This window comes from Azospirillum isscasi, assembly GCF_030849505.1.
GTDB lineage: Bacteria > Pseudomonadota > Alphaproteobacteria > Azospirillales > Azospirillaceae > Azospirillum > Azospirillum isscasi.
In genome coordinates this window covers 1-25,520 of record NZ_JAUJFI010000080.1, presented here as the reverse complement: position 1 = coordinate 25,520, position 25,520 = coordinate 1, and the positions used below count along the sequence as shown (strand labels likewise).

The 25,520-nt window shown below is 69.8% G+C and carries 24 protein-coding genes and 1 tRNA gene; 14 read left to right on the top strand and 11 right to left on the bottom strand.

All coding sequences use genetic code 11. The features are described from left to right. Window positions 1-804: cytochrome c oxidase subunit II (coxB, locus tag QSG27_RS16465; protein ID WP_306707955.1), on the bottom strand; the 804-nt coding region annotated here is incomplete at its 3' end. Window positions 805-955: 151 nt separating this feature from the next. Here coxB and QSG27_RS16460 point away from each other — a divergent pair. Together QSG27_RS16460 and QSG27_RS16455 are read left to right on the top strand one after the other, a co-directional pair. Further along, complete coding sequence (locus tag QSG27_RS16460; RefSeq protein WP_306707953.1) at window positions 956-2,110, top strand: c-type cytochrome; 1,155 nt, start codon at window positions 956-958, stop codon at window positions 2,108-2,110. Between the two features lie 145 nt (window positions 2,111-2,255). Continuing rightward, complete coding sequence (locus QSG27_RS16455; protein WP_306707951.1) at window positions 2,256-2,852, top strand: hypothetical protein; 597 nt, start codon at window positions 2,256-2,258, stop codon at window positions 2,850-2,852. 42 nt (window positions 2,853-2,894) lie between these two features. Here QSG27_RS16455 and QSG27_RS16450 read toward each other — a convergent pair whose 3' ends face one another. Together QSG27_RS16450 and QSG27_RS16445 are read right to left on the bottom strand one after the other, a co-directional pair. Continuing rightward, window positions 2,895-4,958, bottom strand: a complete 2,064-nt coding sequence (locus QSG27_RS16450; protein WP_306707949.1) for a putative bifunctional diguanylate cyclase/phosphodiesterase — start codon at window positions 4,956-4,958, stop codon at window positions 2,895-2,897. Between the two features lie 359 nt (window positions 4,959-5,317). After that, window positions 5,318-5,512, bottom strand: coding sequence for a zinc-finger domain-containing protein (locus QSG27_RS16445; RefSeq protein WP_407653233.1), 195 nt, complete (start codon window positions 5,510-5,512; stop codon window positions 5,318-5,320). A gap of 172 nt (window positions 5,513-5,684) precedes the next feature. On the opposite strand from QSG27_RS16445, the gene QSG27_RS16440 reads away from it, so the two are divergent. The 5 genes from QSG27_RS16440 (at window position 5,685) to polA (ending at window position 12,196) form a co-directional block, all read left to right on the top strand. Further along, window positions 5,685-6,695, top strand: a complete 1,011-nt coding sequence (locus tag QSG27_RS16440; RefSeq protein WP_306707945.1) for an ABC transporter ATP-binding protein — start codon at window positions 5,685-5,687, stop codon at window positions 6,693-6,695. Continuing rightward, the gene (locus QSG27_RS16435; RefSeq protein WP_306707943.1) at window positions 6,685-7,689 is read left to right on the top strand and encodes an alpha/beta hydrolase; all 1,005 of its coding nucleotides are present in this window, start codon (window positions 6,685-6,687) and stop codon (window positions 7,687-7,689) included. Before QSG27_RS16440 ends, QSG27_RS16435 begins: the two co-directional genes overlap by 11 nt. A gap of 97 nt (window positions 7,690-7,786) precedes the next feature. After that, a tRNA-Arg gene (locus QSG27_RS16430) sits at window positions 7,787-7,863 on the top strand. Between the two features lie 683 nt (window positions 7,864-8,546). Further along, a complete protein-coding gene (locus QSG27_RS16425; protein ID WP_306707942.1) occupies window positions 8,547-9,209 on the top strand; it encodes a DUF6766 family protein in 663 nt (220 codons plus the stop codon). An 86-nt stretch (window positions 9,210-9,295) separates the two neighbouring features. Next, window positions 9,296-12,196 carry a DNA polymerase I gene (polA, locus tag QSG27_RS16420; protein WP_306707939.1) on the top strand — a complete coding sequence of 967 codons (2,901 nt, stop codon included), beginning with the start codon at window positions 9,296-9,298 and terminating at the stop codon, window positions 12,194-12,196. 118 nt (window positions 12,197-12,314) lie between these two features. Here polA and QSG27_RS16415 read toward each other — a convergent pair whose 3' ends face one another. After that, the gene (locus tag QSG27_RS16415; protein WP_306707937.1) at window positions 12,315-13,142 is read right to left on the bottom strand and encodes an SDR family oxidoreductase; all 828 of its coding nucleotides are present in this window, start codon (window positions 13,140-13,142) and stop codon (window positions 12,315-12,317) included. Between the two features lie 169 nt (window positions 13,143-13,311). Here QSG27_RS16415 and QSG27_RS16410 point away from each other — a divergent pair, with 169 nt between their 5' ends. Continuing rightward, on the top strand, window positions 13,312-14,064 hold the full coding sequence (locus QSG27_RS16410; RefSeq protein WP_306707935.1) for a hypothetical protein: 753 nt from the start codon (window positions 13,312-13,314) through the stop codon (window positions 14,062-14,064). Further along, window positions 14,061-15,053 (top strand): BMP family lipoprotein, encoded by a 993-nt coding sequence (locus QSG27_RS16405; RefSeq protein ID WP_306707933.1) that lies wholly within the window; start codon window positions 14,061-14,063, stop codon window positions 15,051-15,053. Before QSG27_RS16410 ends, QSG27_RS16405 begins: the two co-directional genes overlap by 4 nt. Window positions 15,054-15,062: 9 nt before the next feature. On the opposite strand, the gene QSG27_RS16400 is transcribed toward QSG27_RS16405, so the two are convergent. After that, on the bottom strand, window positions 15,063-16,247 hold the full coding sequence (locus QSG27_RS16400; RefSeq protein WP_306707930.1) for a pentapeptide repeat-containing protein: 1,185 nt from the start codon (window positions 16,245-16,247) through the stop codon (window positions 15,063-15,065). 130 nt (window positions 16,248-16,377) lie between these two features. After that, entirely contained in the window at window positions 16,378-17,130 is a 753-nt protein-coding gene (locus QSG27_RS16395) for an isochorismatase family protein (protein WP_306707928.1), read from the bottom strand. A 278-nt stretch (window positions 17,131-17,408) separates the two neighbouring features. On the opposite strand from QSG27_RS16395, the gene QSG27_RS16390 reads away from it, so the two are divergent. Together QSG27_RS16390 and QSG27_RS16385 are read left to right on the top strand one after the other, a co-directional pair. Then, window positions 17,409-17,969, top strand: coding sequence for a hypothetical protein (locus QSG27_RS16390; protein WP_306707927.1), 561 nt, complete (start codon window positions 17,409-17,411; stop codon window positions 17,967-17,969). Beyond that, entirely contained in the window at window positions 17,966-18,580 is a 615-nt protein-coding gene (locus QSG27_RS16385; protein ID WP_306707925.1) for a hypothetical protein, read from the top strand. The genes QSG27_RS16390 and QSG27_RS16385 overlap by 4 nt, the downstream gene beginning before the upstream one ends. A 69-nt stretch (window positions 18,581-18,649) precedes the next feature. Here QSG27_RS16385 and galU read toward each other — a convergent pair whose 3' ends face one another. The 3 genes from galU to QSG27_RS16370 form a co-directional block, all read right to left on the bottom strand. Further along, window positions 18,650-19,519, bottom strand: coding sequence for a UTP--glucose-1-phosphate uridylyltransferase GalU (gene galU / locus QSG27_RS16380; RefSeq protein WP_306707924.1), 870 nt, complete (start codon window positions 19,517-19,519; stop codon window positions 18,650-18,652). 133 nt (window positions 19,520-19,652) lie between these two features. Next, complete coding sequence (locus tag QSG27_RS16375; protein ID WP_306707923.1) at window positions 19,653-20,399, bottom strand: DnaJ domain-containing protein; 747 nt, start codon at window positions 20,397-20,399, stop codon at window positions 19,653-19,655. 95 nt (window positions 20,400-20,494) lie between these two features. Further along, window positions 20,495-21,208, bottom strand: coding sequence for a VWA domain-containing protein (locus QSG27_RS16370; RefSeq protein ID WP_306707922.1), 714 nt, complete (start codon window positions 21,206-21,208; stop codon window positions 20,495-20,497). A 205-nt stretch (window positions 21,209-21,413) separates the two neighbouring features. Between QSG27_RS16370 and QSG27_RS16365 the strand changes: the two genes are divergently transcribed. Beyond that, the gene (locus tag QSG27_RS16365) at window positions 21,414-22,124 is read left to right on the top strand and encodes an RluA family pseudouridine synthase (RefSeq protein ID WP_306707921.1); all 711 of its coding nucleotides are present in this window, start codon (window positions 21,414-21,416) and stop codon (window positions 22,122-22,124) included. A 3-nt stretch (window positions 22,125-22,127) separates the two neighbouring features. On the opposite strand, the gene QSG27_RS16360 is transcribed toward QSG27_RS16365, so the two are convergent. Together QSG27_RS16360 and QSG27_RS16355 are read right to left on the bottom strand one after the other, a co-directional pair. Further along, window positions 22,128-23,255 (bottom strand): BMP family ABC transporter substrate-binding protein, encoded by a 1,128-nt coding sequence (locus QSG27_RS16360; protein ID WP_306707920.1) that lies wholly within the window; start codon window positions 23,253-23,255, stop codon window positions 22,128-22,130. A 62-nt stretch (window positions 23,256-23,317) separates the two neighbouring features. Further along, window positions 23,318-23,779: a GIY-YIG nuclease family protein gene (locus QSG27_RS16355; RefSeq protein ID WP_306707919.1), complete on the bottom strand. Its 462-nt coding sequence runs from the start codon at window positions 23,777-23,779 to the stop codon at window positions 23,318-23,320. Between the two features lie 93 nt (window positions 23,780-23,872). Here QSG27_RS16355 and bioF point away from each other — a divergent pair, with 93 nt between their 5' ends. Together bioF and QSG27_RS16345 are read left to right on the top strand one after the other, a co-directional pair. Then, a complete protein-coding gene (gene bioF / locus QSG27_RS16350) occupies window positions 23,873-25,054 on the top strand; it encodes an 8-amino-7-oxononanoate synthase (RefSeq protein ID WP_306707917.1) in 1,182 nt (393 codons plus the stop codon). Continuing rightward, window positions 25,051-25,520 (top strand): alpha/beta fold hydrolase (locus QSG27_RS16345; RefSeq protein ID WP_306707916.1); only part of this gene is annotated, 470 nt, incomplete at its 3' end. The genes bioF and QSG27_RS16345, both read left to right, overlap by 4 nt.

Sequence of the window (25,520 nt, the reverse complement as noted above, 5' to 3'; positions counted from 1 at the left end):
CACCGTGTGGCACGACCCGCAGCCGGCGCGCAGGAAGGCGTCGCGCCCGGTGCTCTGCTGCGGCCCGGCGGGCTCCGCGGCGGGGCGGCGCTCGGCGGCGAGCCATTCTTCGAAGCGGTCCGGCGGCTCCACCACCACGTCGAAGGCCATCAGCGCGTGCTGGGCGCCGCAGTATTCGGCGCACTGGCCGCGGTAGGTGCCGGGCCGCTCCCCCACCAGGATCAGGCGGTTCTCGTGGCCGGGGATCATGTCGATCTTGCCGGCGAGGCTGGGCACCCAGAAGCTGTGGATGACGTCCGCCGCGGTCACCACCACCTCCACCGGGCGCCCGGCGGGGATGACGAGGCGGTTGGCGGTGCGCAGCGGCTCCCCTTCCCCACCGTCACCGGGATAGCGGACCTCCCACCACCACATGTGGCCGGTGACCTCGACGCGCAGCGGCTCCACCCCGCCGGTGTCCGACAGTTGCCGCGCGACGGCGAACTCGTAGACCTGGAGCGCGGTCAGCGTGACGATGGGAAAGACGATGCCGCCGCCGATCACCCAGGCGCGGGTTCCGGGGAAGCGTTCCGGGCGGGCGATCACGGCGTACCCCGCCAGCGCCATCACGAACAGGAAGATCACCCCGCCCCCGGCGACCAGGATCAGCGTCAGGTCCAGGATCGCTTCGGCGTTGCGCCCGCCGGGGTGGAGCGCCGACTGCGGTCCCCGCTCGCAGGCCGCCAGCAGCCCCATTCCGCCGGCCAGGGCCGCCCCCCGCCAGTCCCGTCTGCGTCTCCCGCTGCGGTCGGACCCGCGGTCCATGCACCCCCCTTGCGGCGTTCGGCCCGCGATGGCGGGCGGCGTCCTTGCACGGCTAAACTCACCGCAGCGCCGCAGGTTCCGCCGGAACTTCGGTCATCGGGAGAGCATTCATTCGGGGAGGATCGAACAAAACCGCCGGAGCGTCCCATCCATGCGCAGGGTTCTGACGATCATCGGGCTGGTTCTGGGCGCCCAGGCGGTGGGTGGCTTCCTGTTCGCCTGGTCGGGGCTCTACAGCGTCGCCGCCAGCAAGCCGCACTGGCCGCCGGTCTACTGGTTCCTCAGCATGGCGATGCGCAACTCCATCGAGACGCACGCCGCCTTCGTGGACGATCCGCCCGACCTGGACGACCCGGCGCTGATCCAGCGCGGCGCCGGTCATTACGAGGACGGCTGCGCCCCCTGCCACGGCGCGCCCGACACCGCGCGCAACCCGATCTCCCGCCACATGCTGCCCGCCCCGCCCTTCCTGCCCGGCCATGCCGGGGATTGGACGGACAAGCAGCTTTACTGGATCACCTACAGCGGCATCAAATACGCCGGGATGCCCGCCTGGCCGGCGCAGAAGCGCGACGACGAGCCCTGGGCCGTGGCCGCCTTCCTGCGCCGGCTGGACGGCATGAGCGCCGGGGAGTACCGCCGGCTGGCCTTCGGGGAGGCGCCGCCGGACGGCGACCGATCGGCCCTGGCGGATCTGAAGTCGATGGACGGCCCCACCCGCGCGGTTCTGGACAACTGCGCCCGCTGCCACGGCTACGACGGGGCCGGGCGCAGCACCGGGGCCTTCCCCCGGCTGTCCGGCCAGAACGCCGACTATCTCTTCCACGCGCTGAGGGCCTACGCGGACGGCGGGCGGCACAGCGGCATCATGCAGCCGGTGGCCGCCGGGCTGGACGACGCGACGCTGCGCGCCCTGGCCGATCACTATGCGGGGCAGACGGCGGCGCCCTACCCGCCCCCGCCCGCCGACGCCGATCCGGCGATGCTGGAACTGGGCGCCCGGCTGGCCGAATCCGGCGACCGCGGGACCGGGGTGCCGGCCTGCTCCGGCTGCCACGGGGCGGGGCACGACCCGCGCTATCCCCGTCTCGACGGGCAGCACGCGGGTTACATCGCGAACCAGCTCCGCCTCTGGCGGAAGGATGTGCACGGCGACACGCCGCTGTCCCGAATCATGGCCGCCGCCGCCCGCAACCTGACGGAGGAGCAGATCCGCGCCCTGTCCCTGCACTACGCGCTGAGCCGCCCGCGGGAGAGTGCGGAGGTGGAGGAGGGCCGGGTGGGGGCACCCGTTCAACGGCAATAATGGTTAGTGTTGCCGATTTTCCGTCACACGGAATAATCCACGCATTCCTCTGACAGGCGGGATGACGCGGGACCTATGGTTTTCCGCCCCGCGGAGCACAGGCCGCAAAGACGGCCCGCGGGCGGATCAATCATGGGAGGAATCGATGCCCAAACGCGTTTCCCTGCTCCTGTCCACCGCGGCGGTCCTGACCGTGCTCGGCGCCCTGCCGGCCTACGCCGCCGACCCCGCCCTGGAAGCCACCGTCCGCAAGACGGTCAGCCCGCAGGCCCAGACCTGGCTCGCCGACCCGGCGGTCGTCGGCGCCGTCAAGGCCCAGAACACCGAGCACAAGGGCCTCGACCAGGCGAAGATCGACGCCATGGACAACGACTGGAAGGCGGCGGCCAAGGCCAAAGCCGCCAACCCCACCTATGACAGGATCGCCGCGAACGCCGTGACCAAGCGCCTGAAGGAGGTGACGGACAAGAGCAACGGCCGGATCGTGGAAATCCTGCTGATGGACAACCGCGGCCTGAACGTGGCCCAAACCGGCGGCACCTCCGACTATTGGCAGGGCGACGAGCCGAAATGGCAGAAGGTCTACAGCGGCGGCGCCGACCTCTACATGACCGACCCGGAAAAGGACGCCGAGACGAACGCCATGCTGACCGAGGTCAGCGTTCCGGTGCTCGATCCGGCCAGCAAGGAGAAGATCGGCGTCGCGATGATCGTGCTCGACACCGGCAAGCTCGGCAACTGACGGGGCGCGGCTTCCCGCCGGCCCGCCGCCGGGAAGCCGCCCTTACCCGGCGTTCTCCGCCACGAAGCGCTCGAACGCGTCCACGTCCAGCGGGCGGCTGATCAGGAAGCCCTGGATGCGCGTGCAGCGCTGGCGGCGCAGCATCTCCGCCTGCTCCTCCGTCTCCACCCCCTCGGCGATGGTGTCGAAACCCAGGCTGTCGGCCAGATTCACGATGGTGCTGACGATGGCCGGATCGGTGGAGGACTGCACGATGTCGCGGACAAAGCTGCGGTCGATCTTCAGCGTGTTGATCGGGAACCGCTTCAGATAGGCCAGGGAGGAATAGCCGGTCCCGAAATCGTCGATGGACAGGCGGATGCCGATCCCCTTCAACCCGTGCAGGATGGTCACCGCCTTCTCGATGTCGCCGATCATGGCGCCCTCGGTCAGCTCCAGTTCCAGGCGCTCGGGCGGAACACCGCTGCTCTCCACCACGTCGCGGACGAAGTTCACCAGCCGCGCGTCCTGGAACTGGCGCGGCGACAGGTTGACGGACACCGACGCGACGTCCAGCCCGGCGGCCAGCCAGCCGGCCAGCCGGGCGCAGGCTTCCTTCAGGGTCCAGGCGCCGATCTCCCAGATCAGGCCGGTCTCCTCGGCCAGCGGGATGAACTCCGCCGGGCTGACGAGGCCGCGGACCGGGTGGCGCCAGCGGATCAGCGCCTCCGCCCCGATCACCCGGTGCGAGCCGCGGCGCGGCATGTCCACCTTGGGCTGGAAATGAAGCGCGAACTCGTCGCCCGTCGCGGCGGCGCGGCGCAGGTCGCTTTCCAGCCCCAGCGTGAAGCCGGTGCGCTCCCGCATGCCCGCCTCGTAGAAGACGAACTTGCATTCCGGGTTGCGCTTGGCGTGGTACATGGCGAGATCGGCGTTGCGCAGAAGCTGGTCCGCCGTCTCGCCGTCGTCGGGGAAGAAGGCCACGCCGATGGACGCGCCGCAGAAGAGTTCCTGGTTGTGGACGGCGAAGGGCTCGCCCATCGAATAGAGGACCTTCTCCACCAGCCGGGCGCCGGCGGCGCGGTCCGCCGCGTCGGGCGCCACGATCAGGAACTCGTCGCCGCCCAGCCGGCCCACCGTGTCCGACACGCGGGTGCAGTTGCGCAGCCGCCGCGCCACCAGCTTCAGCAGGTCGTCGCCGGCATGGTGGCCCAGCGTGTCGTTCACCTGCTTGAAGCGGTTCAGGTCCAGGAAGGCCACGGCGACCTTGGTGCGCATGCGCTGGGCGCGCACGATGGCCTCCTCCAGCCGCTCGCAGACCAGCCAGCGGTTCGGCAGGTCGGTCAGCCGGTCGAAGCTGGCCTGATAGCGGATCTGGTGTTCCTGGTACTTGCGCTGGCTGATGTCGGCCAGCGTCAGCACGTAATGCTCCAGCGCCCCGCCCGGCGCACGCACCGCCGTGACCGACAGGGACGCGGCGAAGGCGTCGCCGGAATGGCGGAAGCTGGTCACCTCGCCCTGCCAGCGCCCGCCCGTGCGCGCGGTGCGCCAGATGTCCTCGATGAAGCTGCGCTCGTGCGAACCGGGGGCGAAGATCACCAACGGGCGGTGGAGAAGCTCCTCCCGCTGGAAGTCCGTCATCACCTCGTAGGCCGGGTTGACCGCCTGCACCGACAGGTCGGGGTCCACGATCAGGATGCCGTCGGCCACGCTGTCGAAGACGGTGGCGAGCAGGCGGATCTTCTCCTCGTGCTGCTTGCGCTCGGTGATGTCCTGGACGGTGCCTTCGTAATAGCGGATGCGGCCGTGGGCGTCGCGCACGCAGCGCGCGTTTTCCGAAATCCAGATGATCGAGCCGTCGTTGCGGAAGACGCGCGCCTCAAAGCTCTGGACCACGTCGCGCTCGGCCATCAGGCGGGCGAAGGCCTCGCGCTTGCCGGGATCGACGTAGAGCTGGCCGGCGATGTCCGTCAGGTTGTCGATCAGGTCGTCCGGGGAGCGGTAACCGTAGATGCGCGCCAGCGCCGGATTGACCCGCAGGTAACGCCCGTCCACGGTGGTCTGGTAAATGCCTTCGACCGCGTTCTCGAAAATACTTTTGTACTGCTCTTCCGTCTCTTGGCTCATGGACCGGGACTCTTCTGGCGCGAGAGCGGTGGCCTCAGGAAAAAGCATGCGAACGACCTGAACGGACAATTGCGAAAGACGCCTTTTGTGCGCTGCAAAAAGTAGAAGGCGGATTGCAGCGCGCGTCAAGGCGGTTCGTTTTATATTTTTCACAATTGCAATAAAAGCGGCATATGCGCCCACCCTTCCCGCCGTTGCATCCCCGCGGCAAAAGGTGGCGGACGTGCCACAGACTCAATCCGCACGGAAACAATTTGCATTGCAGGCATACAAAAAGGGCCGGATCGCTCCGGCCCTTCCTGTGCGCGGGATTTCCGCCCTGTAAAAAAGCGGTGCTGCCTGTCCCGCCGCCGCCTGGATCAGTGCCCGTGCGTGCCCGTCTTGGCGCCTTCCTTCAGGACGAAGTGGCGCGAGCAATAGGGGCACTCGGTCTGGTGGCCCTCGGCGCTCAGCGTCAGATAGACGAGCGGGTGGCCGAGAGCGCCGCCGCCGCCGTCGCACCCGACGGTGAGGGTTTCGACTTCAATCGTTTCAATCGGCTGCATGGCAGACATCCTCCACTTTGACACACGCGCGCGTTAACGCCATCGTTAAGATGCCCACCGAATGAGGCACGCGCGCGGGGTCGGATCATACCGAACGCGCCGGACGGATCAAGTGATTGGACAGTGATCGGACCTGAGGATTCGGACTCAGGGCAAGACCGGAAAGGCCAGTTTCGATTCCATGGTTGCGCACGCCCCGCTGGATCCCATTGCGAATCCCATCGCCCTGCCCGCCCACGCCGTCGAGGTGCGCGGCCTCGCCAAGACCTATCAGGCCGCCGGCAAGACCGGCCCGAAGCAGGCGCTGAAGGGGATCGACCTCGCGATCCCCCGCGGGTCGGTGTTCGGACTTCTGGGGCCGAACGGGGCGGGGAAATCCACGCTCATCAACATCATGGCGGGGCTGGTCAACAAGACCGGCGGCACCGTTTCGATCTGGGGAACCGACATCGACGCCCACCCGCGCCAGGCGCGCGCGTCGATCGGCGTGGTGCCCCAGGAACTGAACATGGACCCCTTTTTCACCCCGCGGGAAATGCTGGAGCTTCAGGCCGGCCTGTACGGCGTGCCCAAGGCGGAGCGCCGGACGGAGGACCTGCTGGAGGCCGTGGGGCTGCGCGACAAGGCCGATGCCTACGCGCGGTCGCTGTCGGGCGGCATGAAACGGCGGCTGATGGTGGCGAAGGCCATGGTGCACACCCCGCCCGTCCTGGTGCTGGACGAGCCCACCGCGGGGGTGGACGTGGAACTGCGCATCCAGCTCTGGGAGCATGTGCGCAAGCTGAACCGCGAGGGCACGACGGTGCTCCTGACCACCCATTACCTCCAGGAAGCGCAGGAGCTGTGCGACACCATCGCCATCATCAACCACGGTGCGGTGGTGGCCTGCGAGCCGACCGCCCAACTGCTGCGCCGGGTGGACGCCAAGGCGCTGAGCGTGGTGGTGGACCGCGACCTGGACGCCGTTCCGGAGGGCCTGTCGGCCTTCACGGCGGAACTGGCCGAGCCGCGGCGCCTGATCGTCCGCTACCAGCCGAGCCGCCAGCGGGTGGACGGCATCCTGGCCGCGCTGGCCGGGGCCGGGCTGGGGGTGGTGGATCTCAGCACCGAGGAATCGGATCTGGAGGACATCTTCCTGCAACTGACCGGCGGCGCGCACGCGCGGAGGGAGACCGTGCACGATGCGGCGTAGGGCTACCGGCCGGCTTGCGAAACTGGTCGTCGGGATCGGCCTTCTGCTGACCGGCTGCACCGCGGCCTATCAGCCGATGGGGCTTCCCGTGACCCAGCCGGCCCTGACCGACGGCGCCCTGATCGCCGCCGACGGCTTCGAGCTGCCGCTGCGCCGCTGGCTGCCGGAGAACGGGACGCCGCGGGCGGTGGTTCTGGCCCTGCACGGCTACAACGACTATTCCAACGCCTTCGACGGGGCCGGGCGCAGCCTCGCCGCGCGGGGGATCGCGGTCTACGCCTACGACCAGCGCGGATTCGGCGCGACGCGGAATCCCGGCATCTGGGCGGGGACGGAGACGCTGGTGGCCGATCTGAAGACGGCGGTTTCCCGGATCCACGCCCGCCATCCCGGCCTGCCGGTCTATCTGATGGGCGAAAGCATGGGCGGTGCGGTGGTGCTGACGGCGATGACCGACCCGAATCCGCCCGCCGTGAACGGCACGATCCTGGTCGCCCCCGCCGTGTGGGGCCGCGATGCCATGGGCTTCTTCCCGCGGGCGCTGCTCTGGCTCAGCTACACCATGGTTCCGGGCATGGTGGTGCACCCGCCGAAGGAGCTGAAGATCCAGGCGTCCGACAACATCGAGATGCTGCGCGCGCTGGGCCGCGACCCGCTGGTCATCAAGGGCTCCCGCGTCGATGCGCTGGACGGGCTGACCGACCTGATGGGCACGGCCCTGGCCGCCTGCGGGCATCTGGAGGTGCCATCCCTGGTGCTCTACGGCGCCCACGAGGAAGTGCTGCCCAAGACGCCGGTCAACCGCGCGGTGCAGGATTTCGAAGCCGGCGGGCGCCATGTGGTGGCGGTCTATCCCGATGGCTGGCACATGCTGCTGCGCGACCTGAAGGGGCAGGTGGTGGTCGACGACATCGCCGCCTGGATCGAGAACCCCAAACAGCCCCTGGCGAGCGGCGCCGACCGCAACCCGCGCAGCCTTCTGGCCGCGAAATAGGAGTGGACGGGCGGCCCCGGCGGGGGTGTGAAAAAATGTCGAAAGGAGTGTTTGCACTCGTCGAGGCTTTTCGCTATGGTGCGCCTCCGCTGATGACGGACCCGTAGCTCAGCTGGATAGAGCGCTGCCCTCCGAAGGCAGAGGTCGTACGTTCGAATCGTATCGGGTCCGCCAGCGCTTCCAAGGGCTTAGCCGCAACGCGGGCTAGGCCCTTTTCGTTTGCATCCCGGCCTCCCGCCAGGACCGCTGCCGTAACGCCCGTCGCCGCTCCCCAGACCACATGGGCGGCCAGCATCAGGGTGTTGCGGGCGGGCGGGTGACGAGTCGCGGGGGTCAGGATGCGCAGCGCCGGAATCCATCCCAGATAGCTGGCGCCCCAGACCGCAAGCCCATAGCCGATCCCCGTCGCCACCGCCGGCCCGCCGAACCGCTGCGCGACGACCGGATACAGCGCCCCGGCGGCGGCGCCATAGCCGTAATGCAGGGCGAGCGTCAGATCGCGGCGTCCAGGCTCCTCCAGCGCGTCCATCAGCCCGGTCGGGCCGACGACCCGCTCCGTGATCAGGCGCGGCGGCAAGGGGTAGCGGTCCCGCTCCGGCAGGGCGCGGAACATGATGCGCATGGCCGCCGTCATGGCGACGGTGCCGGCCAATCCGGCGATGGCTCCGGCGGCATACTGATTCATGGTGGCTCCGGCCGATGGCTGTCGCGTTGCTCTTTCACACGCCCACCGGCAACAGGAACGCCGCTTTCAAGGTTCCTGGACAGCCGCGGGCGGTGGTGGGAAGCGCATCGGAAACCTCCCGGCTCGCCAGATGTTTACAGACCTGAACTTGGCATCATGCGAGGTTCGGCACATGCGTCGCTTCCTGCGGGACAACGGGCTGTCGATCGCCCTGTTCGGGCTGTTCCTCGTCTCGATCGCCGGACAGGTGCTGGCCGGATGGCGGGCCTTGGCGGAGGAGCTTCGCGCTCACGCGCAGCCTCCCGTCGGCCTTCTCGACTACCTGACCACCGGCCATTTCCTGTCGGCAACCTTCGAGAATTGGGAGAGCGAGTTCCTCCAGATGTCGGTCTATGTGCTGCTGACCGCCATCCTGGTCCAGAAAGGCTCCTCCGAATCCAAGAAGCCGGGGGAGGCCAATCCGGAGGACGAGGCGCCCGAACGGCGGCGCAACGACCCCGACGCGCCCTGGCCGGTGCACCGCGGCGGGCTGCTGCTGCGGCTCTATTCCCATTCGCTCAGCATCGCCCTGGTGACCCTGTTCGTGCTGTCCTTCGCCCTGCATCTGGCGGGCAGCACGCGGCGCTCGAATGAAGAGGCGGCGTGGCATCACCAGCCGACGAAGACCATGGCCGAAACCCTCGCCGATCCGGAATTCTGGTACGAGAGCTTCCAGAACTGGCAGAGCGAGTTCCTGTCCATGGGCGTCCTGGTCGTTCTGGGCATCTACCTGCGCGAACGTGGGTCCCCCGAATCCAAGCCGGTCGCCGCCCCGCACAGCGAAACCGGCGGCTGAACCTCCCGCCTGCCGGCGCGTCGGGCATGCTCGACTCTCGGGCCGCCTTCGGCCATGGTAACGCCCCGAAGGGAAGAGGCCGAACCATGTCCGACGAAAAGACCACCGACGCGCTCCAGACCGTCACCGACACTCCCGCACCCGCCGGGGACGGCAGCGGCCTGTATCTGGTGGACGGGTCGGGCTTCATCTTCCGGGCCTTCCACGCCCTGCCGATGCTGAACCGTCCGGACGGCACGCCGGTGAACGCGGTGCTGGGCTTCTCCAACATGCTGCTGAAGCTGCTGGCCGACCTGAAGGCGTCCGCCGTGGCGGTGGTCTTCGATTCGAAGCGGCTGAACTTCCGCAACGACTTCTATCCCGAATACAAGGCCCACCGCCCCGAACCGCCGGAGGAGCTGCGGCCCCAGTTCGCCCTGATCCGCGAGGCGACGGAAGCCTTCTGCCTGCCCTGCCTGGAACTGGACGGTTACGAGGCCGACGACCTGATCGCCACCTACGCGCGGTTGGCCAACGAGGCCGGGCGCGAGGTCACCATCGTGTCGTCCGACAAGGACATGATGCAGCTCGTCCGCCCCGGCGTGCGCATGCTCGACCCGCTGAAGAACAAACCCATCGGCCCCGACGAGGTGTTCGAGAAGTTCGGTGTCGCGCCTGAGAAGGTGGTGGACGTGCAGGCGCTGGCCGGCGACAGCGTGGACAACGTGCCGGGCGTGCCCGGCATCGGCGTGAAGACCGCCGCCCAGCTCATCACCGAATACGGCGATCTCGAAGCGCTGCTGGCCCGCGCCGGCGAGATCAAGCAGCCGGCCCGCCGCCAGAAGCTGATCGACTTCGCGGAGCAGGCGCGGATCTCCCGCCGCCTCGTCCTGCTGGACGACCACGCCCCGGTGCCGAAGCCCTTGGAGGAACTGCGCGTCCGCGAGCCCGATCACCAGAAGCTGATCGACTTCCTGAAGGCCCAGGGCTTCCGCACCATCGTCAGCCGCGTCGAGGCGGAGATGCGCAAGGACGGCACCATCGCCGACGGCGCGGTTCCGTCCTCCACGCCGGCCGCGGCTCCGGCCAAGGACACTCCAGCCGTTCCCGCGGAGTCCGCGGGTGCGCCGCGCAGCCGCCCCGCCCCGCCCACCGACGTGGAGCAGCGCTACGAGTTGGTGCAGGATCTCGACGCCCTGGCCGTCTGGCTGGAGCGCGCCCGGACCACCGGCATCCTGGCCGTGGACACCGAAACCGACTCGCTGACACCGGCCACGGCGACGCTGGTCGGCATCTCCCTGGCGACGGAGCCGGGGCTGGCCTGCTACATCCCGCTGGCGCACCAAGCCCCCAACGCCGCGGCCAGCGGGGAGTTGTCCTTCGAGACGCCGGAAGCGCCGAAGCAGATTCCGGCGGAGGACGCCCTCGCCGCCCTGCGGGAGGTGCTGGAAGACCCGGCGATCCTGAAGATCGGGCACAATTTCAAGTTCGACCACCAGCTCTTCGCCCGCCACGGCCTGCGCGTGTCGCCCATCGACGACAGCATGCTGATCTCCTACGTGCTGGAGGGCGGCGCCCACGGCCACGGCATGGACGAGCTGGCGGAGCTGCACCTCGCCCACAAGACGATCCCCTACAAGGAGGTCTGCGGCACCGGCAAGAGCCAGATCACCTTCGACCGGGTGCCGCTGGACAAGGCCCTGGCCTACGCCGCGGAGGACGCCGACATCACGCTGCGGCTGTGGCGGGTGCTGAAGCCGCGGCTGGTGGACGACCGGATGGTCACCGTCTACGAGACGCTGGAACGCCCGCTGGTCCCGGTGATCGCCGACATGGAATCCTGCGGCATCCGCGTGGACCGGGCGGCGCTGGCCCGCCTGTCCCAGGACCTCGCCGTCCGCATGGCGGAGATCGAGAAGGAGGTCCACGGGCACGCCGGGCGCAGCTTCAACATCGGCTCGCCCAAGCAGCTCGGCGAGATCCTGTTCGACGAGATGAAGCTCGGCACCGGCAAGAAGGGCAAGACCGGCGCCTACTCCACCGATTCCAGCGTGCTTGAGGAACTGGCCGAACAGGGCCACGTCATCGCCCAGCGCGTGCTGGACTGGCGGCAGCTGGCGAAGCTCAAGAACACCTACACCGACGCGCTCCAGGCCCAGATCGTGGAGGGGACGGAGCGGGTGCACACCGCCTTCGCCATGGCGGCGACCAACACGGGCCGCCTGTCCTCGACCGACCCGAACCTGCAGAACATCCCCGTCCGCACCGAGGAAGGCCGCAAGATCCGCCGCGCCTTCGTGGCGGCACCGGGGCACAAGCTGATCTCCGTGGACTATTCGCAGATCGAATTGCGGCTGGTCGCGGAGATGGCCGACATCGCCGCTCTTCGCCAAGCGTTCCAGGACGGCATCGACATTCACGCGGCGACCGCCAGCCAGGTCTTCGGCGTGCCGCTGGACCAGATGACCTCCGAGATCCGGCGCAAGGCCAAGGCGATCAACTTCGGCATCATCTACGGCATTTCCGGCTTCGGGCTGGGCCGCCAGCTCGGCATCGCGCCGGGCGAGGCCAACGCCTTCATCAAGGCGTATTTCGAGCGCTTCCATGAACTGAAGGTGTGGATGGAGGCGACCAAGGCGTTCGCGCGGCAGCACGGCCATGTGGTGACGCTGTTCGGGCGGCGCTGCTACATCCCCGGCATCCACGACAAGAACGCCGCCCGCCGCGCCTTCGCGGAACGGCAGGCGATCAACGCCCCGATCCAGGGGACCGCCGCCGACATCATGAAGCGCGCCATGGCCCGCGTTCCCGGCGCCCTGAAGGAAGCCGGGTTCGAGGACGTGCGGATGCTGCTCCAGGTCCACGACGAACTGCTGTTCGAAGCTCCGGAGGATCAGGCCGAAGCCGCCGCCAAGCGGGTGCGGGAGGTCATGGAGGGTGCCGCGACGCTCGGCGTGCCGCTGGTGGCCGAGGCCGGCATCGGAGACAACTGGGACGAGGCGCACTGAGGGGAGCGGCCTTCGCCCAGACAAGCCCTCGCATCTGGGCCCCCACCCTTGGCCCTCTCCGCCTTCGCGGGGGGGGGGGCCAGGGTGGGAGCCCAAGGCGACCACCGGTGGAAAACTCTCAATCCAGGAAAATGTCCGGCGCCAGCGGCGCGCCCGGCTTCACCGCGTAGGGCTCCAGGTCGGTCACGCCCTCCTCCGCCAGCACCTCGTCGTCGATGAAGAAGTTGCCGCTGGTGGCCTTGGCGTCGCGGGTCAGGATGGCGTGGGCGGCGTCGGCCAGGATGTCCGGCTTGCGGCAGTTGTCGAACTCGGCGGCACCCTTCAGCATGGCGATGGCCGCGGTGCCGATGATCGTGCGCGGCCACAGGGAGTTCACCCCCACCTTGCCGCGGAACTCCGCGGCCATGCCCAGCGTGCACAGGCTCATCGCGTATTTGGCGATGGTGTAGGCGGTGTGGTGCTGGAACCAGCGCGGGTTCAGGTTCAGCGGCGGCGACAGGGTTAGGATGTGCGGATTCGACGCTTTCAGCAGATGCGGCAGGCAGGCTTGCGAGCAGGCGAAGGTGCCCCGCCCGTTCACGCCCATCATCAAGTCCCAGCGCTTCAGCGGCGTCTCCAGCGTGCCGGTCAGGCTGATCGCGCTGGCGTTGTTCACCAGGATGTCGATGCCGCCGAACGCCTCCGCCGTGCGGGCCACGGCCTCCGCCACCTGGGCGTCGTCGCGGATGTCGCAGAGGATCGGCAAAGCCTTGCCGCCAGCGGCCTCCACCTCATCCGCGGCGGAGAAGACGGTGCCGGGAAGCTTCGGGTGCGGCTCCGACGTCTTGGCGGCGATGGCGACGTTCGCGCCGTCGCGGGCGGCGCGGAGCGCGATGGCCTTGCCGATGCCACGGCTGGCCCCGGTGATGAACAGGGTTTTTCCCTTCAGAGTGCGCCCATCGCTCATGCTGCTTTCCTCCCCATATCTTTGCGCCGGAGCCGGCCTGTTGTCGGCGATGCTATCACAGATCCCCCGGGCGCCGTCCATACGCTTGCGTCATTCAATTGACCTATGCGTCAATGCGCCTTTCCCGTCTAGACTGCGCTTGCCCCTTTCCGTTCGGGAAAGCCCGCCTGTGCGCCTTCCGGTTCTTGCCCTCGCCCTTGCCCTGATCCTTGGCGCGCCGCCCGCCTTCGCACAGGCGGTGGCACAGCATCTGTTCTTCGAAGCCGTTCCCGCGGACGCCCCGCCCGACGCCCCCTATGAGGCGCGGCAGCGCCTGACCGAGCGTGCCCGGACCGGCCTGCTGCCCGCTCTCCTCGAAGCCACCGGGCTGGACGGCGGAGGGGCGGTCACGGAGTTGCGGATGGGCGGCTACCGGCTGCGGACCAACCCGTCGCTCCACATGACCTTGCGGCTGGAGGACGCGCCCGCCGACCGGCTGGCCGGGGCAATCGCCTGGAGCCTCGAACAGGACAGCGTTCTGGTGGCCGATTTCGACAGCGCGAACGGCGCCACCGGCTACGCCCTGGTCCGCTTTCCCGCGGGCGGCCTGACGCCGGACCTTGCCCAGCGCCTCTTCCTCGCCGCGGCCGCGGAGCATGAAGGGCTGGGCGGCGGCTACACCGCCTTCGGCGACACGCTGCTGTTCCTGAACCTGCGCCGCGGCGACGGGACGCCCTACAGCGGCCTGCCCGACGACGCCTTCACCGAGTCTTTGCGCCGCGCCGCCGCCGTCTTCCCCGGCGCCGTCCTGGCGGACACCGGGCGCGCCGACGCGCGGCTCGTCTTCCAGCCGTCCCAGCCCGACAACCCCGCCCTGCCCCCGCTGCGGGCGCGGCACGCGGCGCTGGTGTCCGAAACCCTGACCGCCGAGCCCGCCCGATGACGACTCATCCCTCCCGCCGTTCCGTCCTGGCGCTGGGCGCCGCCGGCCTCGCCACGCTGGCCTGTCCGGTGCGGGCGCAGGATTTCGCGCCGGGTCTGCTCTACGCGGTGGGGCAGAAGTTCGACAAGAGCTTCAACGAGGGCGCCTTCACCGGGGCGGAGCGGTTCAGGGAGGCCACCGGGATCGCCTACCGCGACTATCTGCCCGCCGGCACGGCGCAGTTCGAACAGGCGGTGGCCGCCCTGCTGCGGCGCGGGGTGACCGACCTCGCGATGATCGGCTTCTACTACGCCGCGCCGCTCGCCAGCCTCGCGCCGAAGCATCCCGCCGTCCGCTTCACCATCGTCGATGCGGTCGTGGAGGCTCCGAACGTCCAGTCCGTGACCTTCAAGGAGCAGGAGGGATCCTTCCTCGTCGGCATGCTGGCGGCCATGGCGTCGCGGACGGGCACCATCGGCTTCATCGGGGCGCTGGACATCCCGCTGATCCGCAAATTCATCGCCGGCTTCCAGCAGGGCGCCCGCCACGCCCGCCCGGACATCGGCCTGCTGGTCAATTTCGTCGGCACCACCCCCGCCGCCTTCAACGATCCCACCACCGGGGCGGAGGTGGCGAAGGCCCAGTTCCAGGGCGGCGCCGACGTGGTGTTCGCCGGGGCCGGCGTGTCCAACTTCGGCGTCTTCGCGGCGGCCAAGGACGGCGGGCGCTTCGCCATCGGGGTGGACAGCAACCAGAACCACCTCTACCCCGGCACCATCCTGACCTCGATGCTGAAGCGCGTCGATCTGGCGGTGGAGCGCGCCTTCGGGGAGGGCCGCAGCGGCGCCTGGACCGCCGGACCGCGCGCCTTGGGGCTGGCCGAAGGCGGCGTCGATTACGCGCTGGACGACAACAACCGCGCGCTCGTCACCCCCGCCCTGCGCGACCGGCTGGAGGAGGCGCGCGAGGCCATCATCCGGGGCCGCATCCGGGTCGCGGAGTCGCTGTAGGCACCCGCTTCATGCGTATTGGGGCTCCACCCCCACGGCGAAGCTCACGTCGGCGCCGCGCAGCGTCTCCGTGGTCGCGCGGATGCGCGTCAGGTCGGTGCCGTGCAGGATCGCGCGGGCGAGGCTGGTGTCGCGCAGGTCGGCGCCGGTCAGGCTGGCCTCGGCGAGGTTGGTCGGCCACAGGCGGCTGCCGTCCCCGGCCAGATCCACCGGGCGCAGCCGCGCCCGCCACAGCTTGGCCCCGGCCAGATTGGCGCCCCGCAGGTTGCAGCCGGACAGGTCGGCGCTGGTGAAGTCCGCCTCGCGCAGGTCGCAGTAGGACAGGTCCGCCATGACCAGCTTCGCCCCGGAGAAATCCGCTCCGCGCAGCCCGCAGAAGCGCATCACGCAGCCGGCCAGGAGCTGGTTCGCAAAGTTGTAGCCGCGCAGGTCGGCGCGCTGCATCTCCAGCCGCAGCCCGGCGGCGGCGTTGCGCTCGACCCAGAGCTGGTGGGCGGAGATGCTGTCGGCCATCCGCCCGGCAAGGCTGACCAGACCGGTGCCGTCCACGTCGATGCCGCGCCGCTCCAGCGTCTGGCGCAACTCGTCGTCCAGCCGGGCGCCACACAGCAAGGCGCCGTCCATCTCCACCCGCTCCATCACGGCGCCGACCAGATTGGCGCCGATCAGGATCGTCCCGCTCATGTCGCTGCCGGAGAAGGTCGCCCCGCACAGGTCGCAGCCGGAAAAGTCGCACTGCGCCAGACGCGCGTCGGCCAGCACGGCGCGGGCCATCTTGGACCCGATGAAGGTGGTGCTGCCGTCGGCGTTGCCCGCCGGCTTGCGCTCGTCGGCGCCCAGCATCATGCCCTTGCGCAGGTCGGCGCCGCGCAGGTTGGCCTCCTCCATCAGGGCGCCCTCCACCCGCGCGCCGCGCAGGTCGGCGCTTTCCAGCTTGGCGCCGGTCAGGTCCGCCTTGGACAGGTCGGCGCCGAACAGGTCGGTTCGCGACAGGTCGGCCCCCGACAGGCGGGCGCTGTTCAGGTTCGCCCCGCTGAGCTTCGCGCTGCTGAGGTTGATGCGGCGCAGCCCCAGGCCGGACAGGTTGTGGAAGCTGAGGTCGGCGCAGCGGCCCTTCATGCTGGGGTCGCGCGTCAGCCATTGCTGATGCTTGACCAGCGCGTTGCGGATCGCCCTCAGATATCGCTCTTCCACCGTGCGACGTCTCCGCGCCGTCCGTCCGTCGCTCCTTGCGGCGCACGCCGGTTGAACGATCGGAACCCATTCCACGCAGGGATGTTACCAGAGCCGCCTGGAAAAAGCGAAAGCCCTGATCCGGCCCGCCTCAGCGCAGCGTATCGGCCAGAAGCGCGCCCCGCGACGCCATCATGTACAATCCCATGTGGTGCGCCGGTTCCTGCGGGTGGGCCGCGGTCTCCGGCAGGCCGAGCGCCTGCGCCGTCTCCGCCGGCAGGTCGTAGGTGGCGCAGCCCGGCTCGTAGACCACCACGTCCTTCAGCGTCGGCATCATGCCGTGGTTGCGCGCGGACAGCAGGGTCAGGACGAAATCCATCACGCACACGTCGGTGCAGATGCCGACCGTGACCACCGACACCAGACGGTTGCCGTTGACCCAGTCCACCAGCCGGTTCCGCCCGGCCTTTCCCGTGCCGCCGGTTTCCGTCGCACCGATGAAGAAATTGATGCAGTCCTTGGCGATCAGGGTCGCCGACGGCTCCGACTCGAGCCAGGCCAGTTCGGACACCAGTTCGTCATGGCCGGTGCCCGCCAGGCAGTGCGGGGGATAGGGCGGTTCCGGCTTGTCCGGGTCGTGGCGGTCCAGCGAGACGCAGATCGGCCAGCCGGCCCCGGCGAAGCGGCGGGCCAGACGGTCCGTCTCGGCGATCATGCGGTCCACCTGGGCGTTCGGCGCCGCCGGGGCGAGCGGGCCGCAGCCGACGGCGGCAAACCCCTTCACCTCGTCGATGACGACCAGCCCGGTGCCCCCGGCGGGCATCGCGTAATCACCGAGCGCCACCGGAAAGCTGCGGCGGATCGTCTCCAGCGCCTCGTCGCTGCGGGTCAACAGGTCCAGCATGGGTCCTCCCTTTCGAACGGCGGAAACTCAGACTTGCGACCGGAGGGGCGCAACATTTCAGGACTGTGTCCAAAGACTGCGACATTCTGGCCGGACGTTTCCGTATGGGTCAGAAAAGATCAATAGGATTCAAGCCGGTCGATCTATTGTTGCAGCTTCGGGACATATTCCTTCCAGCACCCGGAGGGCCGTGCGACGGAATACCGCGGTGCCAAGCCGTGAAACCCGGTCCTCAATAAGGAGACGCGAAGCTCTTGCCGCAACCATAAGGCACACCAATGGTTTTATCGGCCGAGTTCCTGGGCATGCTTCTGCTGGTCACCAGCGCCGCGGCGCTTGGCCTGTCCATCGTGATCGACGTCGGGCAGATCACGTCGGAGCGGGCGCGCCAGTCCATCATGACGCGCCAGCACGACCGGAAGAAGGCGGCTCTGAGCGAATGGACCCGCAAGATGGAGCAGCGGCAGGAGGAGCTGACCGCCTTCCAGGCCCGCTACAACGAATGCAACGGGCGCCGGCAGAAGGCGCTGTCGGACATCAAGGCGCTGGAACTCAACAAGGTCGAGTTCGTGCACGAGCTGGGCGACGGCGACGAGGCCAACGGCTTCTGGGTCCGGCTGACCGTGCAGGACGAGTTTCCGTCCATCGAACGGCGCGACGTGATCTTCGCCCGCCAGATCTGGACCTATCCCAACGTCGCCCATGTCTGGACAACCTCCGCCGATCAGGCGGCGGCGATGGCGCGGGTCGCCTTTTCCGTGAAGAACGGCGTCCTGCCCAGCATGATCCTCCCGATCGCCCAGGCCCCGAATCCGGACGCGGAGGGGACGCCCGCATGACCGGGATGATGCTCTATCTCAGCCTGGGACTGATGGTGCTGACGGTCCTGTCGAACCGCTACTGGCGGCGGCAGTTGCAGACCCTGCGCGACGCCCAGCTGCGCATCCGCGAGAAGATGGAGGAGGTGGGAAAGGACGTGGAGGACATCGCCACCGCCTACGCCCAGATCGCCCAGAAGCACGCCGACGCCGAGAAGCGCGCCCAGAAGGCGGAGCAGGACATGCAGGCCGCCCTGAACGAGTTGGAAGCCAGACGGCAGGCGCCCACCGTCCGCTACCACGTGTTCGACCGGTCCGAACCCCGTCCGGGCCGCTTCTGGGAAGCGGCGGTGCGCCATGTGCCGACCGACGCCACGGTGATGACTCCGGGCCAGCGCGGCTGGGTGGGCATCCGCCGCTGTCTCCTGACCGCCGAGACGGAACGGGAGGTGCGCGACCGGGTCGGTGCCCGCTACCCGCGCAAGGCGGGATTCCAGGTGTTGGAAGTGGTGCCCTGCCGGGTGGCCGGCCTGTCGGTGAACCGCATCCCCGAACTCAGCACCTTCCGCCGGTCCGCCGCGCCGGAAGAAACCGCACGTCCTCCCCGGCGGGCCGCCAGCGCCCGCGGATGAGCGCGCCGGCCCTCGGGAAGAGGAAAGCGTCCCCTCCCCGCGGGCCGCCCCGCGGAAGCGGGAGCCGCCTCAGCAGTATTTGCGCAGCATGTCGCGGACCTTGTCCGCCATGTCCGGACGCTTCAGCGCATGGGCCAGCGTGGCCTCGATGAAGCCGACCTTGTCGCCGCAGTCGTAGCGGGTGCCTTCGAAGCGCAGGCCGTGGAAGGGCTGCGAGCCGATCAGCTTGGCCATGGCGTCGGTGAGCTGGATCTCGTTGCCGGCGCCGCGCTGCTGCTTCTCCAGATGGTCGAACACCTCCGGCTGCAGGATGTAGCGGCCGATGATCGACAGGGTGGAGGGCGCCTCTTCCGGCTTCGGTTTCTCGACGAGGCCGCGGACGGTGGCCAGACGGCCGTCGTCCTTCTCCACGTCCAGGATGCCGTAGCTGCTGGTCCGCTCGCGCGGGACGTCGACGACGGCGACGATGTTGCCGCCCACCTCGTTGTAAGCGTCCACCATCTGCTTCAGGCAGGGGGTGTCGCCCTGGACGAAGTCGTCGGGCAGGACGATGGCGAAGGGATCGTTGCCGATCACCGCGCGCGCGCACCACACCGCGTGGCCAAGGCCCAGCGGGACCTGCTGGCGGGTGTAGAAGCAGCGGCCCGGCGCGATCTCGCTGTGGCGCACCTCTTCCAGCGCGTCCTGCTTGCCGCGCTCCTCAAGGGTGCGGTTCAGTTCCGTATCGGCGTCGAAATGGTCTTCGATGGCGCGTTTGCTGCGGCCCGTGACGAACACAAAATCCTCGATGCCGGCGGCCCGCGCCTCTTCCACGGCATGCTGAAGCAGAGGCCGATCCACCAAAGGCAGCATTTCCTTCGGAATCGCCTTGGTCGCCGGCAGAAAGCGCGTACCGAGACCGGCGACGGGGAACACCACCTTGCGCACAGGCTTTCGCATTGGGGTTCTCTTGTGGTTGCTTATGGAAATACTTCGAATATGGAGACGATTTGCGGATTTGCAAAACGCTCGTCCAGCTTTCTGCCACAGGGAACCCGGTGGCGCAACTCCCCTTCCGTAACCCGGCAAAAGGTTAGTTGCGAAGCAGCAAATCCTTCGCTTGGTTGATCTTGGCGGCCAAATAGGTGGACCCCCCATGATCTGGGTGCACTTTCATCATCAGCCTTCGGTGTGCGTCCTTTACCTGTTCGGGTGTGGCTCCGGGCGACAGCCCCAAAATATCATAGGCTTCCTCGCGGGTCATGACACCCCCGCCCTGGACGCCGCCCCCTCCGCCGGGACCGGACCCGTCCGCCCCCCCGCCGGCGGTTTCCTCCCGGGCCGTCCAGTCCGGGTGCGCGCGGTCCAGCCACGTCTCCAGCACGGAGGCCGATTGCGGATCGTCGCGCCGGCAATCGGCCAGCAGTCCCGCCAACTGCTCCCGCGTCAGGGATTCCAGCGTCCGCCCGCGCCAGGGGCCGTGCAGCACCTCCCCCGCCATGGCGCCGGTGTCGTGGTGCAGGGTCATGCGCAGATAGAGCGTCTCGATCCGGGAGGTCTGGCCGCCCGCCGGACCATTGGCATAACCGTAGGACGACGGGCGCAGGGCGTCGCGCAACGTCCGCCAGCGGCTGAGCAGCGGGAAGGCCAGCGCCCCCAGCATGACGGCGGTGCCCAGCCGCCCCGTCAGGGTCAGCAGGACGACGGCCACGGCCGCCAGCGCGACGCCGCCGTAGCGCACCGCGGTGGCCAGCGTGCGCGGATCGGCGGACAGGAAGACGCGGGTCAGCATGGCGAACCCGGCCACCAGCGCGATGCCCAGGAGAAAGTACCCAAACATCCCGCTCTGCCCCATGGTCTCAGAAACCCGCGCTATGATGCATGGGATCGGCCCCCGCGTCCCGCTTCACCTTGTCCGGCCCGGCACCGCGGGACCTAACCGTGCCCGATCTGGCTGGTGAGCAGCCGCACCGCGTCGCCCCGTCCGCGGCTGTAATCCACCAGCGCCGCCCGTCCGCCCGCCGCATAGACGGCGACCGCGCTCAGCAGGTCCCGCAATTGCTGCGCCGAAGAGCCGTCGAACGGGCAATAGGCCCCCCCGCTCAGCCGCGCGATGGTCTGGAAGGCGCGCTTGGCGATGAGGTCGCCGCGCTCGTGGAACATGAAAGCCGGCACGCCCAGAAGCCCCAACTGCCCCGCCTGATGGGCAAGCTGGTCGATGTCCTCCTCCATGCAGTCGCCGACGAAGACCAGCGCGTTGACCTTGCGGTCCCGCGTCTGCTTGAGGCAGTGGGCCAGCACGCGCCCGATCTGCGTCTGCCCGGCCATGCAGGCCACCGCGGTCATCCGCCGCAGCAGATCCTGCGAATTGCCGACCCACGGGCTGGCCTGGCATTCCCGGAAACCACGGTAGTAGACGAGCTGGATGTCCAGCCCGCCGAGCGCCGCGGTGGCCTGGAACATCTCCCCCTGGATCCGGCAGGCGCGGTCCCAGGTCGGTTCCCGGCTGGCGGTGGCGTCCATGGCGAACATCAGCCGCCCGCGCGGCCCCGCCGCCGTCCGTGGGAGGGCCGCCACGCGGCGCAGGAAATCATCCACCTCGGTCTGGGTGGACCGCTGCTGCGCCGGCAGATGATCGCGTTCCCCCATCGCCCGTTTCCCTTCGCGACGTGACCCGTATTTCCGTAAAGATGGGCGGCTGGGCGGGGCCGGTCCAGACCTCGTTTCCAGACCTCGTTTGCTTGCGTTTGCTTGCACCGCCCATCGGGCAACAGGCCGGGCACGGAGATGGTTCCGCATCGCGGAACAGCCGCCGGGCTTGCCCCTCCCCCCGCGCCGTGCTTGGGTGGCGGCCATGAGCGACGCCGGTACCACCCTCACCCCCGCCACGCTGCGCGCCCGGATCCTGCACGAGGACGAGGACGTCTTCATCATCGACAAGCCCGCCGGGCTGGCGGTGCACAAGGCCGGGCGGATCACCGACCATCTGGACCTCTACCTGCCCTTCCTGGCGGAGCGGGACGGCACGCCGCCGCGGCTGGCCCACCGGCTGGACCGCGACACGGCGGGCTGCCTCGTGCTCGGGCGGTCGCCGTGGGCGCTGAAGCGGCTGGGCGACATGTTCGCCGCCGGCCATGTGGAGAAGACCTATTGGGCGGTCAGCGAAGGCATCCCGGAGGCGGCGGAGGGGGTCATCGACTTTCCGCTGCTGAAGCTGCTGATCCCCGGCGCCTGGAACATCGTGACGCACCCCACCGGCCAGCCCGCCGTCACCCAGTACCGCGTGCGGGGAACCGGCAACGGGCGCGCGTGGCTGGAGCTGAAGCCGCGCACCGGGCGCACCCACCAGCTTCGCGTCCACAGCGCGGCCATCGGCTGCCCGCTGGTGGGGGAGCCCTATTACGGCCCGGTGCGCGTGCCGCCGGGCAACCTGCATCTGCTGGCGCGGTCCGTCACCTTCACCATGGCCTTCGACCGCGAGCCGGTCACCGCCGTGGCCCCGCCCCCGCCGCACATGCGGGACGCGCTGGCCGCCTGCGGCTGGACGGAGCAGAATGGGACGTGAGGGTCAGCGCCCGACCTCGGTGACGCCCTCGGCGAGCCAGACCATGCGGCCAAGCTCGGCATCGCCGCCGCGCAGGGATTTCCCCTTGGCGACCACGATCCGCCCGGTGTTGTCCAGGATCGGCCCGCGGAAGACGGCGGCGTTGCCGTTGGCCAGCTGCATCCGCGCGGCGTCGGCGTGCGCCCGCGCCTCCACCGCCACCGCCGGGCCGTAGGCGGTGTTGCGGACGAAGCCCTGGTCGAAGCCGCCCTGGCGCAGATGCTTCCACGGCTTGCCCGCGGCGATCAGCGACACCGTTTCGGCATAGGCCCTCTCCCAGGCCCATTCGGCGCCGGTCAGGAAGCCCTGCGGCGCGAAGGCCGACAGGTTGGTGTGCAGGCCGCAGCACAGGACGCCGTGCGCCTCCGCCACCTCGCAGACCGGGCGGGCGCCGTCGAGCTGGGCGGCCAGGACGTCGGCCCCGCCCTCGGCCAGGGCGCGGGCCGCCCCGGCGATCTGTTGCGGGGTGGCCGTCTCGCCCACGAAGGCGACGCGCAGCGCCGTGGCGGGGTCCGCGCGCCGGACGCCCAGCGCGAAGGCGTTCACGCAGCGCAGCACCTCCGGCGCGGGGTGCGAGGCGACGAGGCCGATCGTCCTGGCCCGGCTGGCGTAGCCGGCGACGATGCCGGAAATGTGCTGCGCCTCGTCCAGATAGCCTTCGAAGAAGCCGGTGTTGACCGGCAGGCGGTCGGGGTCCAGCGGCGCGCCGGAAAACAGGAACACCGTGTCGCGGTGGGCGTCGGCCTGGGCCAGAAGCCCCGGCAGGGCGTCCCCGGCGGCGGTGACGATGACGACCCGGCAGGCTTGGGGTCCCACCAGTTCCTCCGCCGTGGCGGCCAGTGCGCCCACGGCGTGCTCCCGCTCCTCCAGCCGCAGGCCGGGCAGCCCGGCCAGGGCGCGGGCGGCCTCCGCGTGGGCCTGGTTGAAGCCGAAGTCCGCGCGGTCGCCGCAATAGAGGACGCCGACGTTCAAGGCGGGGGTTGCCGATCCCTCGGCCGACGCCTGTCCCAGCGCCTGGGGCGCCGTCAGAAGCATGGCCGCGGCCCCGAAGGACCCGAGGATATCCCGGCGGTTAAGGGTCAATCTCTTCATGCCCGCCTCCCGATGACGGGCGACTATAACCCCCGGAGGACGGTCAAACCAAACAATTCGCCTCAATTCCGGCCCCGGAGTCCTTCCGGAGGTCGAAAAAAGGGGCTTGGAAGCGGAATTGACGCCCCTTCCGGCCAATTCAGCAGGTGGCTGGCGCAATGACGGCAGTCGCTGCTGCCGAAACCGGGGGCCGGCACCGGCAGGCCGGACAGCGCCGCGACCAGGGCGCATTCGTCGCCGCCGGGGACGATCCAGGCGCCCAGCATCCGCCCGGCGCCGGTCAGCCGGTCGATGTGCCAGCGCTCCGGCTTGTCCTGGCGGAAATGGCGCCCGACCCGCGCCCGCAGGCCCCCCGGTCCCCGCGCACTGCCGCAATAGAGGTAGCGGCCCGGCCCCAGCATCGTTTCCGGTCTGCCGGGCAGGCGGACGGGGAGGTCCCGGTCCAGCGCGATCAACAGGACATAGGCGCCGGGTTCGGGCGGCAGGGTGTCGGGACGGTCGTGGAATTGCGGATCGGTCGGCATGGTCCCGGCACTCTACCCCCGGCGGGGCGTAGGGGCACCTGTGCGATTCCAGCCTTTCGCCCCAGCGGCGCGCTCTGCTATCACGCCCCGATCATGTCCTTGCTCGACCCGTTGTTCCGCCAGCATCTCGACCGCCTCGACCGGCGCCACACGCGCCGCTCCCTGCTGCCCGTGCGCCCGGAGGGGGCGGGGCGTATCCGGCGCGGCGGGCGGACCTTGCTGAACTTCTCCAGCAACGACTATCTCGGCCTCGCCGCCCACCCGCTGCTGGTGGAGCGCGCCTGCGCCTGGGCGCAGCGCTGGGGGGCGGGGTCGACGGCGTCGCGCCTCGTCTGCGGCACGCTGGAACTGCACGCCGAGGTGGAGGCGAAGCTCGCCCGGCTGAAGGGGACGGAGGCGGCCCTTCTGTTCAATTCCGGCTGGCAGGCCAACGCCGCCGTCCTGCCCGCCCTGTTCGACCGGGAGCTTCTGGGCGGGGACGCGCTGGTCTTCACCGACCGGCTGAACCACGCCAGCCTGCACCATGGCTGCGCCGCCGCCGGGGTGCGGCAGATCCGCTTCCGCCACAACGACCTCGACCATCTGGACGGCCTGCTGGCCCGGCACGCGGCGGAGCCGGGCACGCGCTTCATCGTGACGGAGAGCGTCTTCAGCATGGACGGCGACCGCGCCGACGTGCCCGCGCTGGCCGCGCTGGCGGAGCGGCACGGCGCCTTCCTGTTCCTGGACGAGGCGCACGCGACCGGCGTGCTCGGCCCGCGGGGGATGGGGCTGGCGGCCCTGGCCGGGGGGCGCGCGGACCTCGCCATGGGCACCTTCAGCAAGGCGCTGGGCGGCTTCGGCGCCTATGTGGCGGGGTCGCAGGCGCTTTGCGACTATCTGGTGAACCGCTGCGGCGGGCTGATCTACGCCACGGCCCTGCCGCCCGCGGTGCTGGGGGCGATGGACGCCGCGCTCGACCTCGTGCCCACGCTGGACGCCGAGCGCGCCCGGCTCCAGGCCATGGCGGAACGGCTGCGCGCCGCCTTCCACGGGCTGGGCATCGACACGGCGGGGTCGAGCACGCAGATCGTCCCGGCCATCACCGGCGCGGAGGAGGACGCCCTTTCCCTCAGCCGGCGGCTGGAGGAGCGCGGCATCCTGGGCATCGCCATCCGCCCGCCGACCGTTCCGCCGGGGACCAGCCGCCTGCGCTTCGCCCTGTCCGCCGCGCACACGGACGCCGATCTGGAGGCGCTGACGGGCGCGGTCGCCGACGCCTGGAGCGCGCGATGACCGCACCGCTGTTCGTCTTCGTCCATGGCTGGGGGTTCGGCCCCGGCGTCTGGGACGCTGTGCGGGACGCCCTGCCGGATGGCGAGAGCGTGGCAGTGGATCTGGGCTTCCACGGTCCTTCCACCCCTTTCCTGGGACGGGAGAGGGGTACTCAAACGCCATGGCCTCGCTCCCGGCCCATCGTCGCGGTCGGCCATTCCTTCGGGGCGCTGTGGCTGCTGCACGAGCGGCCCTTCGCCTGGGACGGGCTGGTGCTGGTCAACGGCTTCCCCCGCTTCACGGAGGGCGACGGCTTCGCCCCGGCCACGCCGCGGCGGGTGCTGGACCGCATGATCGCGCGCTTCGACACCGCACCGGAAGCCGTCACCGCGGACTTCCTGCGCCGCTGCGGCTGCGAGGCGCCGCCGCCCGCTGCTCTGGACGCGGCCCGGCTGGGCGGGGCGCTGCGGGCGCTGCGCGACTGGGA